A 16,454-nucleotide genomic window follows, 5' to 3' on the forward strand; every position below is an offset into this window, starting at 1 on the left:
GATAGGCTAATTAATGAACTTTGATAGAGATCTCCAATCAATTCAAGAAGCTCGCTCTTTAGCCGCACAGGCTAAAGAAGCACAACAAGAATTCAAGTATTTCACTCAAGAGCAGGTTGATAAAGTTGTTAGATCCATTGCCGATGCAGGTTATAATGAGGCCGAAAGACTAGCCAAAATGGCAGTTGAAGAAACCGGGTTCGGTAAAGTTTCTGATAAAATTATTAAAAATCAGTTTGGAACAAGAAATGTTTGGGAATCTATTAAAGATTTAAAATCTGTCGGCGTAATTGATATTCAAAAAAATGGAAAGATAATCAAGATTGCTGAACCAATGGGAGTAGTTGCCGCATTAATCCCCTCCACCAACCCCACATCAACTATGATGTTCAAGGCAATTATATCATTAAAAGGTAGAAATGCAATAGTGGGAAGTCCTCATCCAAATGCTGTAAAATGTACTCTAGAAACAACAAAAGTAATATCTGATGCCGCCATGAAAGCGGGAGCTCCAGCTAATCTTATTAACTGTATGAGCATTCCAACTCTTGAAGGTACCGACGCTTTAATGAAAGATAAAAATATTGCTGTAATTTTGGCTACCGGCAGCACACAGATGGTAAAAGCCGCATACAGCTCGGGCAAACCAGCATTTGGTGTTGGAGCAGGTAACGTTCCCGCATATATTGATAGAAGCGCGAATTTCCAAAAAGCGGTTGCTGATATTGTTTTTGGAACTACTTTTGATAATGGAACTCTATGTTCCTCAGAACAAGCGATGATTGTTGATGCCCCAATTCATGAAAAGGTTATTGAAGAAGCAAAAAAAATTGGATGCTATTTCGTTAGCGGAGATGAAAAGAAAAAATTAGAAAATGCTCTATTAAAAAATGGGAAATTGAACCCTCAAATTGTTGGCAAATCAGCAGTTTGGATTGCTGAATATGCAGGCATTAAAGTCCCTCAAAATACTTTAGTATTGGTTGCCGAATGTACTACTGTTGGGAAATCGGAACCGTTATCCGTTGAAAAACTATCCCCGATACTTGCATATTATAAAGTTACTGGCTGGTTAGAAGGGTGTCATAAATGTATTGAGTTGCTTGAGTTTGGCGGGATTGGGCACACATTGGCAATTCATTCGAACGACAAAGAAATAATTATGAAATTCGCCCTGGAAAAGCCCGCATTCAGAATTGTAGTTAATACTCCATCAAGCGTTGGAGCTGTGGGTTACACTACGGCGTTACAACCATCATTAACTTTAGGACCCGGTACATGGGGCGGATCAATAATTTCGGAAAATGTTTCGGCTGTGCATTTAATGAATGTAAAAACTCTTGCATTTGAAATAAATCAAGTAAGCTCAGGGAATTCGTTAAATTCAATAGACACTTTTAATTCTTATAATGATAATAGAAAATCAAATGAAGGCGATTTCACCAAAATAATTGAGGAGAGATTAAGGGCTCGTGCGGGAAATCCACAATTAAACTATGTAAGACCTAATTCAAACGAGCAAAAAACTTATGGAAGTGGAATTAGCGAAAAAGAAATTCAACAGATAATTAATGAGTTCAAAAATAAAGTTTAGATTTACAAGTGATTTGAAACAATTTAATGAAGTTTACGAAGCCCTATTTTTCACATAGAGATCAAATAAAATATGCCTGAAGAAAAAAAACACAATTATTACAAATGGAGTGTTGAGCAGGGGGATTACAAAAGAGATGAAACTGCCCGCTGGTCTTTTCAAAAGAAACAAATTATTCGGCGACGAATTAAACTTGGCTTTTATATTCTGTTTTATATTTTAATAGTTGCCGCCGTGGCATTCTTCGTTTTTACACGAATTTAAGAATATCTATCCAACTTAAACTTTTCGCCTAGATATAATTTTCTGACCTCACTATCTTCGGCCAGATCATTTGCCGTGCCTTCCTTAAATATTTTACCACTTATTAGAATATATGCGCGGTCAACAATACTTAGCGTTTCGTGTACGTTATGGTCGGTTATTAAAATTCCAATTCCTTTATTTTTTAAATTGGCAACGATATTCATGATATCTTCAACCGCAATCGGATCAACTCCAGCAAATGGTTCATCAAGTAATATAAAGCTTGGATTTGTAGCCAATGATCTAGCAATCTCACATCTTCTCCTCTCGCCACCGCTTAATTGGTAACCGAGAGTTTTACGCACCTTATTAATTCCCAATTCATCAATCAATTTTTCTAGTCTCTCTTCTCTCTCCGCCTTGTTTAATTTAAGCAACTGAAGAATTGCCATAATATTATCTTCAACACTCAATTTTCTAAATATGGATGCTTCCTGAGGCAGATAACCAATCCCCATCTTGGCTCTTAAATACATAGGCTCATTTGTAACTTCTTTCGAATTAAGGAATACACTGCCATCATTAGGTCTAATCATTCCAACCATCATATAAAAGGTTGTAGTTTTGCCCGCGCCGTTTGGTCCTAATAATCCTACAATTTCACCCTGTTCCACCTTAATCGAAACGTTATTCACTACCGTTCGTTTCTTGTAAACCTTCACCAAATTACTGCTGCTAAAGGTTTGGATTTCAGTGTTTAACATTAAACTGGTTATCCTCTTTTAATTGATCGAAATATTTTTTGAAAGTATTATAAATAAAATTTAGAGTCGGCTTCCCATCATACAGTTTAAAGGATGGGATTACAAAACTTTTTTCATTTCCTATTACCATATTTTCTGGGTGATATTCACTAATTGCATTTTTATAAAAACGAACATCTATTACTTTATTTTCCTCAAAAAAGATTTTAGCATTTTCCGAGCTCGCTTTTAATAACCCATTGGGCTCAGCATCTTCATATAAATAATAAATAGTTAGGGTATTTTCGTTGACTTTCGATTGTGCGAGTGATCCTTCCGAAAAATAAAGGATAATATTTTTTCCAGATATCTGATCATACCGATTTAGTGAATCTAAACTAACTGTAATTATTGATGAATTATTCTTTATATCAATATTGTCTATTTTTTTATCAATCAAGGATATTATAACCGAATCTCCAACTAATTGAGTTTCTCCGCTCCAAAGTATCGGCGGATTTATAGAATTTTCCTCTTTATTAGTTTTCATCAATCCGCTATGTCTGTAAAAGTAGGTTTTGTCGTTCAAGGATGAAAAATCACCGCGAACAATTTTTACAGAGTCAGAGGCTATAAGTAGTTCGGTAGAATCGGAATAAGCTTCCATGCTGTTTGCCGCTATATAAAGTGTATCGTTCTCTGCTATGGAGGAAGTATCTATTTTTACAAGAAATGAATTGCCTATAATCTTCGAGTAATTATTCGATTTTTTATCAATTAAAGAATCGCCGAAAATCACAAAATAATTTTTAGGATCATAAGCCCGAATATTCCCCTTGGCATATGAGTCTTTAGTTTGTCGAAAGTAGGTAAGCCGGTCTGTGAAAAGAGTAGTGGATGTGTCAGAGACGCTTATGTTCCCTTCTGCGAAAGCTTTATCCTCATCGTCATAATATGATAATGAATTTGATTTTAAGACTGACAGTGCATCAGTAAGTATTACATTGCCTAAAAAGGAGGAACGTTTCTCATTGAAATAGTAATACCCATTTTTGGCTGATAAGTTTATATGCCCATCAGTTAAATTCACTCCAGAATTCGAAGAAGCAATTTTATTATTACCATCATAAAAACCGTTCGGTGTTTTTATAATTATGCTATCCTGCTTAACAACAACATTGCCGGTGAGTTCAACATTATTTTTATTGATGTTTTGTATAGCTTTATTACAATTAATTAATATATCACCTTGTGTAATAACTACATTTCCATAAACTTCCCTAATAGATTCACCGTTAATGCTTTTACCAACCAGACTATCACCTGTTACTCTAACCATATCTTCGGTTTGCGCTATAATCTGAACGGCGAAGAGAAAGCAGATAGTAATACAAATCTTTTTCATTTTAATTTTCTTTTTTGGGAGAGGATGAATAAGTAACATTAAAAATGACATAGTGATTTAAATGCTGATCCGATTCAAATCCATACCCTTCAATAATTTCGTTTGGAGAAATTATTTTTACAAACTTATCAGTAACTATTTTCTGATCGCTGTTTCGCCATTTTAGTTCTTCTGTACGCAAGACAGTGCCGCTATCATTAGATGCAATAACATTATCCATGGCATACATATCTTGAGTTGCATCATCAACTTTACCCTGGTTGGCTGTTAGTTCCGATTTTCTTACCTGATCGGCATTGTAGAAATCAATTTTAATTTTTTCAAGAAGTGAAATTCGTTCCTCATCATATTTTTTTAGATACTCGGAATAAAGAACCGCCTTAATTTTTCCTTCAGAAGTAAATGTAATTTTAGAATTCCAGCTTTCGTGTGATGGGATAGATCCCTTAATTTCACTATTATCTACAACCGGTTTTATCTTATCATCAGTACAAGTAACAATAAAAAAAACAAGACAGATAATTAATAAATATTTCATCTTGACTGCAATCCTAATTTCACCAAGTCATGCAAATGAACAACACCCTCTGGTTTCCCCGATTCATCAATTACAATTACGGATGTTATATTGAATTTTTCCATTGATTGCAGCGCAAAGGAAGCGAGCAGTTCTTTACTAATTGTTTTTGGCTTCCTTACCATTACATCATTCGCAGTTAATTCAGATAAATTTAAAGTCCGCTCAAGCAATCTTCTTAAATCACCATCGGTAATAATCCCTTGTAATATTCCATTCTCATCAACAACACATGTCATACCCAATCGTTTTGAAGTTATTTCCAGAATTGAATCCTTCAATGAAGTATTGGTACTCACAACTGGAATATCATTTCCCGAAATCATTATTTCAGAAATTTTGAGTGAAAGTCGTTTGCCTAAACTTCCGGCTGGATGAAGCAATGCGAAATCTTCCTCGGTAAATCCTCTCATTTCAAAAAGTGATACCGCGAGAGCATCACCCAATGCAAGTGCTGCCGTTGTAGAGGCCGTTGGTGCAAGGTCATATGGGCAGGCTTCTTCCTTCACCGATGAATTAATAATTAAATCGCAATAACTTCCCAGTTTTGAATTTGGTTCACCAAGCAAACCAATAATTTTAACGCCAATCCTTTTAAACATAGGAATGAGATTTATCAATTCCTCGGTGTGACCACTCTTAGAAATGAAAATAATAATATCTTCCGATCTTACCATTCCCAGATCGCCATGAAGAGCATCGGTAGGATGCATAAAAATCGCAGGTGTTCCTGTAGAATTTAAAGTTGCCACAATTTTTCGAGCGACTAAACCCGATTTGCCTAATCCCGTAAAAACAACTCTGCCCGATGAGTTTAAGATTAATTTTACAGCATCTGCAAAATTGTGATCTATTGAACCAATTAAATTTAGAACCGCATTTCCTTCTACTCTTATTACTTCTCTACCTTTATCAATGATTTGTTCGGTCAAAACATCACCCGCTACTTTAAATAAATTAATTTTTACTCATGAATTAAAATTCAGTTTTGATTGATCTAGCTCTATTCTATCCCAGTCTTTATTGTAAATCAAGAAACCATTAATCAATTGTTCATCTGAAAATTCATTTAGATTCGTGAATAGAAGTCCGGGATTGAGAGCTTTTTCAGAATCTTTATTTTTAGTGTAAAGCAATATTTCATTATAATAATTAGTAACCGGTACAAAATGGACAATACCGCTATCAGAATTATAAACCCATATTTTTTTATGTGTAGGAGCTATCACAAGAACGATTTTATTTTTGATTAGATGAATTTCACGGACAATAGAATTATCGTTTGGTGCTTTTTGACCCGGGACCCAATTCGAATATGTCCAAACCTGCAAAGGTTTATACTCTTTCGCGAATTCTTTCCCTTCCATATTTTTGATATCAATTTCGATTTGTTCATCATGTACTTCATGTATGGCGACATAATATTTTGAATCGGGCAATGTAATAGTTGCGACAGCAAAAATTGGTGATGAAGGGGAATCAAGATCAACAAAATCATCTTCCTCGCCCAAAATAAAATTACCATTTCCAAATCGGCCTTCACCAATAACAAATAATTCCTCAATCATGTTACGATACTGGAGATAACCCGATTTGTTTTCTGGAAGTGCTTCATATAAGCAATTCAACTCAAAATTATTGAGTTTACGCGGATACTGTTTAGCATTTTGTCCCACGGCTTGGTGCCTCCTTCGATTTCATATATATTTTTTTTAATTCGCCTAAAATGTTTTCGGCGCCACTAGATTTAAAGATCATATTAACTGATCTTTTAACTTCGCGACGAGCATTAGATGGTGCCGCCGAAATATAACATTTACGCAGTAATGGTAAATCTAGCAATTCATCACCCATAAAAAAGACAGAATCATAATTCAAATCTAATTTTCGCAAGAGTTTATCGACCGCAGTAACTTTATCCAATGTAGATGAAATAACCACACAATTTTTAGTTTTATGTAACCGTTCAATCAATGAATCATTTTCTCTAGCGGATACGATTCCGAATTTGCATTCTTCGAAAACAGGATCTGTGAAATATTCATTTAATAAAAGAACCAGTTCGCTTGGCGAATCTCCATCATTAAATAAAACACCTTCTAAATCGAATAGGAATAATTTTATACGTTTGAATTTTGGATTCACGCAATGTCTCTTTTTGCGACTTCATCAATAAGTTTAACTTTTTCGAGCAGTGGTTTTAATTTATTGAGGTGAAGCTGACTCGCAGAATCGCTTAATGCTAAATGTGGAGATGGATGCACTTCTAAAAATAAACCATCGATCCCAACTGCTGCTGCTGCTTTAGCAATTGTCGAAATAAATCGTGGTTCACCACCCGTTACCTTACCCGCACCTGGAATTTGTACTGCATGAGTAGCATCCATTATAACCGGGTATCCATATTCTTTCATAAACTCCAAACTGCGCATATCAACAATAAGATTATTATAGCCAAACGTTGTTCCTCGCTCAGTTAATAATATCTTTTTGTTCTTTACAGATTCAATCTTTTCGATGATGTGCTTCATTTCAGTGGGGGCTAAAAACTGTCCCTTTTTAACATTGATGGCTTTATGAGTTCTTGCAGCTGTCAAAATTAGATCAGTTTGACGGCATAAAAACGCAGGTATTTGTAATATATCAACAACAGACGCTACAGCTTCAATTTCATTTTCTGAATGTATATCTGTTAATATAGGTAAGGAGAAATTCTTTTTAACTTTCTCCAATATTCTCAACGCTTTTTCAAAATTAATTCCAACAAAACTATTCACATTTGTTCTGTTAGCTTTTTTGTAGCTGGCTTTAAATATTAGTTGAATGCCCAGTTCATCAGTAATTTTTTTTATTGCTTCGGCGGTAGACAATGTAATTTTTTCATTCTCAATTACACATGGTCCGGCAATTAAAAAAAGTGGAGCCCCGTTACCCATTTTAATTTTCTTAAGAAGACCCATATTGTTCTCTATTTTAGTTGTCGAATAATGATTGACTATTGATCTGTTTACTTCTTTTTTTATTGAAGCGGATATAAGCTAAATCTGTTGCTTCTCTTCCACGCGGAGTGCGCTGGATAAATCCTTGTTGAATAAGGAAGGGCTCGTAAACTTCTTCAATTGTTCCCGGATCCTCATTAACCGCAACTGCAAGTGTATTTAATCCAACTGGACCACCATTAAATTTTTCAATTATGGAGAGAATAATTTCTTTATCCATTTCATCGAGACCATATTCATCTACTTCAAGGGATTCTAAAGCCCGTTTCGTAATATCAATATCAACAGATATTTTTTTTTCATAATCGGCAAAATCCCGTGTTCTTCTCAATAATCTGTTTGCAATACGAGGAGTACCGCGCGATCTTTTGGCCAATTCAAATGCGGCATCATCTTCAACATTGATATTTAATATAGAAGATGACCTGAGAATTATTTTTTTAATTAATTCACTGTCATAATAATCAAGTCTAAGTTTAATTCCGAATCGATCTCTCAGTGGAGCGGTAAGCAATCCAGCTCTTGTTGTAGCACCAATTAGTGTATAAGGAGGTAGTTTTATTTGAACTGTACGTGCATTGGGACCGCTGTCAATCATAATGTCTAATTTATAATCCTCCATTGCGCTATAAAGATATTCCTCTACTACGGCGCTTAATCGATGAATTTCATCAATAAATAACACCGATTTTTCTTCAAGATTAGTCAATAATCCAGCAAGGTCCCCCGGTTTTTCAAGCACCGGTCCAGAAGTAATTTTTAATTTAACACCCAATTCATTGGCAATAATATGGGCTAATGTTGTTTTTCCTAATCCAGGAGGACCGGTTAAAAGCACATGGTCAAGTCCTTCATTACGTTTTTTAGCCGCGCCAATAAATACTTTAAGATTGTCAGTTATTTTTTTCTGACCTGTAAAATCAGCAAATGATTTTGGCCTGAGCGATTGATCAAGCTTGGTATCTTCTTTGGAAATTACTGTATCTAAATTTTCACTTTTACGTTTCAAACTTTTTCCCTCTTCATGCAATAGTAGCAGCTCTTTTTCTGGATTTTCTCTTTTCAATTACAAATACCATCAGAACCATTAAACTGATTAAACAAACAGCCGCAAAAATTGATACACCAAAACTAAATGATTTTGACAAAAATAGACTTACTCCCGGAATCCATGCACTTCCATAAAGAATAACAATATGCACTGCATAAATCAATAAAGTGTGAGTACCAATTTGTTTAAATATCTCTGGAATTTTCTTAAGTCTTTGCGCCAATAAACTCATTAGCCCATTTAATAAAATCACATAACCAGTCCGTTCAATAATATAGTAATATTGAACAGTCAGAGCAGTTTTTAAATTATTTACCTTTACATAATAATTAAACAACTCCGCTAACACAATGGAAATAATACCAATCGAAATTAATAATATGCTGAATTTTCTCTTGCTAAATGAATCAGGATTTACCACAAGATAATTCCCGAACACGGCACCCGCCAGTACATAGCCCGCCCATGGAAATATTGGGAAAAATGAACCGGTCTTTGTGTAAAAATATGCAGCAAAAGGGATGGGCAGAAAATTCGACCAGTTTATTTGTTCGGTTATAAAAATCATGCTAAATAATAATAAGGAACTAAAGATGTAGGCGATATAATGATTTATTTTAAATTCTTCAGCTAGGTAGGTTACAATCAAAATGATAAGTATTCCGCACCCTATCAAATGAAGCGCGTCAACTTTGAAAAATCCCATCCATTGGGCATGAGTTACTTCGTAGTAACCAAAAATATTATAAGTTGGAAATCTTAATAAATAACCAATTATGATTAGAGTTAAAAACCTTATAAATCCTTTTTGTACCCTGGGATTATAAAAAAACGGTTTTGGATTTAATCTGAGCAGATAAGTAAAAACCACTCCGGAAATAAACATAAATGTGGGGGCTGTAAAACCTCTGAATGTGTGCCAAATATAATATCCGGTATGGTTATAATCTCTGAATTCATTGCTCAAAAGCGCATCAATCGTGTGCCCTTGAACCATCATGAGAACGGCGAAGGCACGCATTAAATCAATGAATATAATTCTGCTGGACGAATTCTTTTCCAATAATAGCGGCTTTTTTGTTTACAAAATAATCAAAGATGAGGATATTTTAAAAGAAGCTTGGGGATAAATCGGACTGATTTTGTTTAAAAAACCAGTCCTCAAAATTAATTACGCGGATGTTTTTCTACCCAATCATTGAGAAATTTGATGATTTCCTGAGTTGAGGTGCCTGGGGTAAAAAGATGCCCCACACCAATTGCCTGCAATTTTGAAAGATCTTCTTCGGGGATGATTCCACCACCAAACAGAAGCACATCATCCAATTCTTTTTCTTTCATGAGATTAAGAATTCGTGGAAAGATAGTCATGTGAGCACCGGAAAGAATCGAAATCCCAACAGCATCCACATCCTCTTGAATTGCCGCTTCGACAATCATCTCTGGGGTTTGTCTCAATCCTGTATAAATAACTTCCATACCGGCATCTCTAAGGGCGGCAGCGACTACTTTAGCCCCCCTATCATGACCGTCCAACCCGGCTTTCGCAACTAAAACTCTAATTTTTCTACTCATTGTATCTCCTTGGTTCAAGGGAATTTTTCTTTACTCAAAAATAGGGATGGAAAATCTTAAAGACAATTTTGTGAACCCATTGAATCTCATTTATTGATGTTTTTTATAATTTTTCTCATAATAAACACGCGCAACCTCCAAATCCTTTGGTGTATCAACCGAAAGACTGTCAAAATCGGTAACCACAATTTTAATTTTCATATCATGTTCTAAAAATCTAAGCTGTTCTAATTTTTCAATTTGCTCAAGATCGGTAGGACGCAGAGATGTGAATTTTAGAAGTGCGGGGCGGCGATAAACATAAAGTCCGATATGTTTATATATTTCACCCGATTGTATTCTCTCCAAATTTGTGCGCGCGTCTCTCACATATGGAATTGGTGAACGGGAGAAATAAAGAGCAAAATTTTTGTAATCAAAAACCACTTTTACAACAGAAGCCGCTTTCATCTCCTCAACACTCTCAATTTTTTTGGCTAGAGTGGAGAGTTGTACATCTTTATCGAACAACATTGGCTCAATAGCTTGATCAATCATTTTACCTTTTATGAATGGTTCGTCTCCCTGGATATTTACGATGATGTCTGCTTCTTCAATTTGTTCTGCGACAATTGCAATCCGGTCCGAACCGCTGGGGCAATCTTTTGGAGTCATAAAAACTTCCGCGCCAAAATCTTTCACAACCCTAAAAACTTTATCATCATCAACTGCAATGACTACTTTATCCAGCAGTTTTGATTTTTTAGCGCTTTGGTAAGTATGATAAATCATTGGTTTGCCACCAATGGAAGCTAAGGGTTTTCCCATTAATCTTGTAGAGGCAAATCTTGCGGGTATTATTCCAACTATCATATAAGAGCTTATTGATTAATAACTTTGGGAACTCTGAAATGCTCATCATCCTTATCGGGCGCATTTTTTAATGCCTCTGAGCGTGGTGTTGAGTTCTTTGCTTTATCATCCCGAAATACATTTTGATTTTCTATTGGATGAGACAAAGGCTCAACATTTTCTGTATCCAGTTCATTTAGTTTTTCTACATAAGTTAATACATCATTCAACTGATGTGTAAATTTTTCCAGCTCTTCTTCATTAAATTTTAAATGAGAGAGTGCTGCTATATACTCAACATCTTTTTTGGTAACCGACATAATTAATTTGTCCAATTAGCGGAATAAAATCCCGAGCTGTTATAAATACCAGTGATGTATGAATCACTGCCCAAATAAGAATTCTCTTTAATTTTTATAGTCAAAAAGTGGTCAAAATTTCCACGTTTAGGACTCTTATAAGTAAGCAGATAAAAACTATTAGCAAAATTTAAAATTGACTGCTGTATTTTATTAAAATTTTCGGTTAATTGACTTATATCTGAAATGGGATAAAATCCTTTAGTACCAATTGCTGTTAGAACCGGCACATCAATTCCATCCGCCGCGCCCGCTAAACCAACTGTGTAAACAGTTTTATTCCCCACCGCATTCATAGCTTCTACAAGTGAGCTTGATCCTTGAGTATCCTTACCATCTGTAAAAATAATCATAGCTCCCTGAAGTAGATCATCAACTGCAAATTTATCTTCCCATCTTGAGGTACCTTTAATAACCGCACCATAAAGATTCGTAGTCATAAAACCTTTACGATAATTTGCGAGATATTTTAATAACGAATCCTTGTTGGAAGTAAAGTCAATTATCAATTCGGGAGATTCCGAAAATTGGTAGATTGCAACTTCCTGGTTTGGTTTTAAATTACTTATGAATTGAGTTGCGGCATTTCTAATCTGATCATATTTGCCGTCAAGACTTGTTGAATTATCGAGCATTAATACAGTTCTAATTTTATATGGAAGCTGATCATTTCTTTTAATCTCAATATTTGATTCCGAAGTTACAGGTTCCCCATCCTCAAATAACTCAAAATTTTCTTTACTTAAATTAGGGACCCCAATGCTATTCATATCAACAACCTGAAACAAAACATTCACAATATCGGGAAGTTTCTTTTCTAGTTTAACCAATTTCATTGCGAAGCCGGCACCGGCAGGATTAGGATTGGTTAATGTTGTAAAACTCCAAATTGGTCCCTCCCTTTGAGTACCATCTGAAAATTTTGAAATTACACGCCAATAATAAACAGTTGCATATTCTAAATTTGATATCACAAACGATTTTTTATCATAATTAGAAACAACCCGCGTGGTGGGAGGATTTGTCTTTCCAAAGTACACATCGAATGACTGTGCATTTTCACTTTCCCATTTTAACGATTGATATATGGGTTCGTTGGTTGCTTTGTCGGATGGACTTGGTGAATTTGGCGTAGTTTTATTATTTATTTCTTCCGGGCTTGAAGAGGAATCCAGCGAACAAGATATTATTGCTACTGCAAAAAAAAACAATAATGCTATTTTGGCTAAATGATTCATTAACTCTTCATTATATTAAACAATCCAAATATAATTATAAAAACGTGAATCAGAAACCCTATAACATGTTAATAGCGTTCACTCTGTTTTTGATGGACGGATGGCTATAAAACAGCCACTCAATAATCGGATTCGGTTCTCTATCTCCCAAATTATGATCAGTCAAATAATCAAGTGTTGAAATAAATACTTCTTTTTTGCCGGTTACTTTTACGGCATACTCATCTGCCTCATACTCAAATTTTCTTGAGAGAGCATTAAAGAATGGCTGTTCAACCAATGATAGCAGAATAGCGGAGAGAGCTATTAAAGGGAATGATGAGATTTGTGTAATAGAACTAAATCCCAAAACCGTAACAAAATTTGAATGCAAAATTGAGATTACAAAAAACAGCGCAAAACTATTAATTGTTGAAAGAATAATGTTTTTGATTATATGCTTTCTTTTGTAATGCCCTAATTCGTGAGCAATAACAGTTTCAACTTGATCGATTGTGAAATTACTGAGAAGCGTATCAGCCAGTAAAATTCTTTTCGTTTTTCCAATCCCGGTAAATGCGGCATTTGCTTTTTTGGTGTTTTTGCTCATATCAAATTGAAAAATATTACTGATATTTAAACCCGCCTCCATCGATCTGGTAACTATTCTTTGTTTCAGTTCCTCATCTTCGACCGGAGAAATTTTATAAAATAAAGGCATAATATAAATTGGGAATATTTGAGCCAGAATTACAGATACAATAAAAGTTATGAAAGCGAAAGGAATCCACCAATAATCTTGAAATAAACTAATAGTCCAATAAAAAATTATAAGTAAAGGAAGACCTATTAGAATCCCAACTAATCCTCCCTTTAAATCCTCAAACAACCATTTGCCAAATGTCTGATTAGACAAACTATACTTATGTTCAAGATGATATTCTGTGTAGTATTCCACGGGGAAAAAAATTATCTTAAAAGTAAAAAGTAAAATAGCGGTATATGCAATTAAAAGAAGATACGAATTTGATATTTGTGACGATAAATATTGCTCAAGTTCTAAACTGTAACCCAGTACCACGAAGAAAGTTAACAAAGTGAATGAAATTATACCTTTAGAAATTCCGATAAGCAATTTTAGATTGTTATACTTTTTGGCATTTCTGCCGGGAAGATTACCCTCACTCATATGATACTAAATCCGTCCAAATGAGTAATCTTCGATCCAACCAATTTTCCCATCATTTAATCTAATTTTAGTCCAGTTATTTACATGATCCTCGATAGTAAATTTTATCCCTTCATGAATAATAAATGCGTCGGACGCTTTTTGATCGGGGGATGTTTTTACACTATACACTTTCTGGAATAAAATTCCGTAATTAGTTGTTGCTTCTCTGTTGTACCTCGCCACGAACAGTACAATAAATAAAATAAATACTGAGAGCGAAATAGAACCCGAAAAGAAAGTAAGCTTCTGAACAAATCCTGATCGGGTGTACAAATAAAATAATATACTTGTAAGTAATACTAGATAGAATAATAACACAAATATTGCCAATGTATTTAATGAGAAAATTGTAACTAATCCGTTCCACCAATTCAAAATAAATATTGAGGGGACCTCCTCAATTTTATCCATTGTTCTAGAGTTAGCAATTCTCAAATTATAGTTTATATCTTCATCATTCGGCTCAAGTTTTAAAGCTTTTTCGAAACTAAAAATTGCGTAACCCAATTGGCCATTTTTAAAATATGCATTTCCAAGATTGTAGTAGAGAACACCACTTTCAAATCCCTGCTTCAAAACATTTTTATAATACTCAATTGCACCAGCATAATTTTCGTTTTGATATTCAACAGACGCTTTATTCATCAATTCATCGGGCGTTTGTGCCGTTGTTATTTGAGCTAGAAATAATGAGATAAAAACTATAGCGATCAGCATTAACCCGTTAAGTTTATTAGTCATGATATTCATCTTCATTTCTTCCTCGCTAATTCTGCGTCAACTTCAACAATTACAGAAACTGTTTCCTCATATAAAATTGGCGACTCTACTGTAAGTTCACCTTGAGGAGCAAAACGAGCATATTCACACTTTTCAGCAATTTTTTTCACACGTTCAATTAAACTGCGAGAAACATTTCTCTCAATAAGTTTGCTCTCAGCTAATTCTAAAGTAAATTCTGATTTCTGTATTGCTAACTTATCCTCGAGATACCCAAAGAGCGCAAATGAAATTTCAGAATAGAATTTTTCATAATCTCTTAAATCTAGAGCCGATTTGGCTGTATGGAGTCTCTTCCTGGCTGATTTCTCCGCTTTCATATATTTGAGCAATGAGGTGTTGCTATAAATCGCGTCTTGCCTTCTCTTGAATGCGATTACCCCTGAAAATATTATCGTAATAACAATTAAAGAGATCCAAAACCATGGTTTCATTAATGATGAATTTTGTTTCGGCTCCAATTTGAAGTTAGATGTTTTTATGTATCTAATATCCTCACTTAACAATTTTATATCCTCTTTTGAAAACGAAGATGAACTCACTTCTCCCCCAACTCCCGGTCGAACGTTTATATTAAAATCGGGCGAGTTAACAGTGATATATTTCTTAGTTGACGGATTAAAGTAACTAAATTGAATTGCCGGAATTATTTTAGCTCCTGAAGTACGTGCAACCACAAGATAGTCAATAATTTTTTGTCCGCTAACAACCGATCCAGGGGAAATATTTTCAATAGTTTTTGGTTCATACTTTTCGAATCCTGCAGGAAGCTTTGGTTCGGGAATATTCAACAATTTTATATTACCGCTTCCACTTAAACTCATTCGTAAAGTTAGACTCTCATTTTGGGTAATATCTTTTTTATCAACTTCGGCTTTAAAGTTAAAATTACCAACTGCGCCGCTGAAAGATTCTGGTGCACCTGCAGGCAGCGGAATTGATTCAACTTTTAATGTATTCGATTTAGCGGGAAATTCTATTGTTTCACTTCGGGCAAAAAAAGAATCATTAAAAAACTCATCGAATACATCATTGCCGGTTCTTCTCTTTTTTATAATTATTGGAATTTTTAATTCAAAAGGAGTTACGCTCAGACTTCCAGTTTTACTTGGGAACAATGCAACTTGTTTAATTTTGGCTACTCTGTACCTTTCGCCTCTATACATCTCAATATCAAAATTGATGTTTTTAATGGGTCCAATTTCTTCAGCCCAAAACCCTTCGTATGAAGGAAGCTTTATAACCTGCGGAGAAGCAATATTTAGTTTTGTGTAAAGTTTATAGGTAACAGTGATTTGTTCACCTTGAAATGCCCTGGACTTGTTTGCCTCAGCAACAATGAATACATTTTTTTTAAGCTCTTCTTCTGTATAACCGCCCGTACTTTCCTTCTGCTGCTGCGGAGTTCCCTTTTCAACTTTTATTTTTATTGGTGAAGAGAGATGTGTTTTGCCAGCATATTCTATTCCTGCCGAGCCAATTGTAAATTCACCTAAATTTGATGGTTGAAGAATATAAGTTAAAGTTAGTGAGCCGGATACTTTTCCATTAATTATCTGCATACTTGATGACTGATTGGGCCCGCTTAGAACTTTAAATTGTGTTAAAGTTGGTGGTTTAAAATTAGAAAGATTATTTATATCTCCACCCTCAAACACAAAATCCAGTTGGAATCTGTCATATTGTCCAACAACAGATTTATCCACGGAAGCTGAAAATGTTTGAGCGTTCATCCGACTCATAAAAAATGAGCCAAGAATAAGGGTCATTATTAATAATACTTTTTTTCTATCGGTGCTTTTCATTTTAATATAAATTTTTATCGTAATTATTTTGATGTCGGGTG

General features: G+C 34.7%; 18 protein-coding genes. 2 read left to right on the forward strand and 16 right to left on the reverse strand.

Translation table 11 applies throughout. The features are described 5' to 3' along the window. Nucleotides 1–13 precede the first annotated feature (13 nt). Entirely contained in the window at nucleotides 14–1,594 is a 1,581-nt protein-coding gene (locus KF816_13055) for an acetaldehyde dehydrogenase (acetylating) (GenBank protein ID MBX3008939.1), read from the forward strand. Between the two features lie 72 nt (nucleotides 1,595–1,666). After that, the gene (locus KF816_13060) at nucleotides 1,667–1,858 is read left to right on the forward strand and encodes a hypothetical protein (protein MBX3008940.1); all 192 of its coding nucleotides are present in this window, start codon (nucleotides 1,667–1,669) and stop codon (nucleotides 1,856–1,858) included. Here KF816_13060 and lptB read toward each other — a convergent pair. The 16 genes from lptB to KF816_13140 all read right to left on the reverse strand — a co-directional run bounded on the left by lptB (nucleotide 1,855) and on the right by KF816_13140 (nucleotide 16,413). Continuing rightward, the gene (gene lptB, locus KF816_13065) at nucleotides 1,855–2,604 is read right to left on the reverse strand and encodes an LPS export ABC transporter ATP-binding protein (protein ID MBX3008941.1); all 750 of its coding nucleotides are present in this window, start codon (nucleotides 2,602–2,604) and stop codon (nucleotides 1,855–1,857) included. The genes KF816_13060 and lptB overlap by 4 nt on opposite strands. Beyond that, complete coding sequence (gene lptC / locus KF816_13070; protein MBX3008942.1) at nucleotides 2,591–3,988, reverse strand: LPS export ABC transporter periplasmic protein LptC; 1,398 nt, start codon at nucleotides 3,986–3,988, stop codon at nucleotides 2,591–2,593. The genes lptB and lptC (KF816_13070) overlap by 14 nt, the downstream gene beginning before the upstream one ends. Nucleotide 3,989: 1 nt before the next feature. Next, complete coding sequence (lptC, locus tag KF816_13075; protein MBX3008943.1) at nucleotides 3,990–4,526, reverse strand: LPS export ABC transporter periplasmic protein LptC; 537 nt, start codon at nucleotides 4,524–4,526, stop codon at nucleotides 3,990–3,992. Then, the gene (locus KF816_13080; GenBank protein ID MBX3008944.1) at nucleotides 4,523–5,527 is read right to left on the reverse strand and encodes a KpsF/GutQ family sugar-phosphate isomerase; all 1,005 of its coding nucleotides are present in this window, start codon (nucleotides 5,525–5,527) and stop codon (nucleotides 4,523–4,525) included. Before KF816_13080 ends, lptC (KF816_13075) begins: the two co-directional genes overlap by 4 nt. A gap of 6 nt (nucleotides 5,528–5,533) precedes the next feature. Then, complete coding sequence (locus KF816_13085; GenBank protein ID MBX3008945.1) at nucleotides 5,534–6,241, reverse strand: hypothetical protein; 708 nt, start codon at nucleotides 6,239–6,241, stop codon at nucleotides 5,534–5,536. Continuing rightward, nucleotides 6,225–6,710 carry an HAD hydrolase family protein gene (locus KF816_13090; protein MBX3008946.1) on the reverse strand — a complete coding sequence of 162 codons (486 nt, stop codon included), beginning with the start codon at nucleotides 6,708–6,710 and terminating at the stop codon, nucleotides 6,225–6,227. The genes KF816_13085 and KF816_13090 overlap by 17 nt, the downstream gene beginning before the upstream one ends. Further along, nucleotides 6,707–7,525, reverse strand: a complete 819-nt coding sequence (kdsA, locus tag KF816_13095) for a 3-deoxy-8-phosphooctulonate synthase (protein ID MBX3008947.1) — start codon at nucleotides 7,523–7,525, stop codon at nucleotides 6,707–6,709. The genes KF816_13090 and kdsA overlap by 4 nt, the downstream gene beginning before the upstream one ends. Nucleotides 7,526–7,538: 13 nt before the next feature. Then, on the reverse strand, nucleotides 7,539–8,573 hold the full coding sequence (gene ruvB, locus KF816_13100) for a Holliday junction branch migration DNA helicase RuvB (GenBank protein MBX3008948.1): 1,035 nt from the start codon (nucleotides 8,571–8,573) through the stop codon (nucleotides 7,539–7,541). Between the two features lie 13 nt (nucleotides 8,574–8,586). Next, nucleotides 8,587–9,678: a DUF1624 domain-containing protein gene (locus KF816_13105; protein MBX3008949.1), complete on the reverse strand. Its 1,092-nt coding sequence runs from the start codon at nucleotides 9,676–9,678 to the stop codon at nucleotides 8,587–8,589. A gap of 104 nt (nucleotides 9,679–9,782) precedes the next feature. After that, nucleotides 9,783–10,190, reverse strand: a complete 408-nt coding sequence (locus tag KF816_13110) for a cobalamin B12-binding domain-containing protein (protein ID MBX3008950.1) — start codon at nucleotides 10,188–10,190, stop codon at nucleotides 9,783–9,785. A 90-nt stretch (nucleotides 10,191–10,280) separates the two neighbouring features. Beyond that, nucleotides 10,281–11,042, reverse strand: coding sequence for a 3-deoxy-manno-octulosonate cytidylyltransferase (gene kdsB, locus KF816_13115; GenBank protein MBX3008951.1), 762 nt, complete (start codon nucleotides 11,040–11,042; stop codon nucleotides 10,281–10,283). 8 nt (nucleotides 11,043–11,050) lie between these two features. After that, on the reverse strand, nucleotides 11,051–11,341 hold the full coding sequence (gene gatC, locus KF816_13120) for an Asp-tRNA(Asn)/Glu-tRNA(Gln) amidotransferase subunit GatC (GenBank protein ID MBX3008952.1): 291 nt from the start codon (nucleotides 11,339–11,341) through the stop codon (nucleotides 11,051–11,053). Between the two features lie 2 nt (nucleotides 11,342–11,343). Next, on the reverse strand, nucleotides 11,344–12,618 hold the full coding sequence (locus tag KF816_13125) for a VWA domain-containing protein (GenBank protein ID MBX3008953.1): 1,275 nt from the start codon (nucleotides 12,616–12,618) through the stop codon (nucleotides 11,344–11,346). A gap of 58 nt (nucleotides 12,619–12,676) precedes the next feature. Next, a complete protein-coding gene (locus tag KF816_13130) occupies nucleotides 12,677–13,786 on the reverse strand; it encodes a M48 family metallopeptidase (protein ID MBX3008954.1) in 1,110 nt (369 codons plus the stop codon). 6 nt (nucleotides 13,787–13,792) lie between these two features. Beyond that, nucleotides 13,793–14,584 carry a tetratricopeptide repeat protein gene (locus KF816_13135; protein ID MBX3008955.1) on the reverse strand — a complete coding sequence of 264 codons (792 nt, stop codon included), beginning with the start codon at nucleotides 14,582–14,584 and terminating at the stop codon, nucleotides 13,793–13,795. After that, a complete protein-coding gene (locus KF816_13140; GenBank protein MBX3008956.1) occupies nucleotides 14,581–16,413 on the reverse strand; it encodes a protein BatD in 1,833 nt (610 codons plus the stop codon). Before KF816_13140 ends, KF816_13135 begins: the two co-directional genes overlap by 4 nt. Nucleotides 16,414–16,454 lie beyond the last annotated feature (41 nt).

This window comes from Melioribacteraceae bacterium, from assembly GCA_019638015.1.
In the GTDB taxonomy this organism is placed as follows: Bacteria; Bacteroidota; Ignavibacteria; order Ignavibacteriales; family Melioribacteraceae; genus JAHBUP01.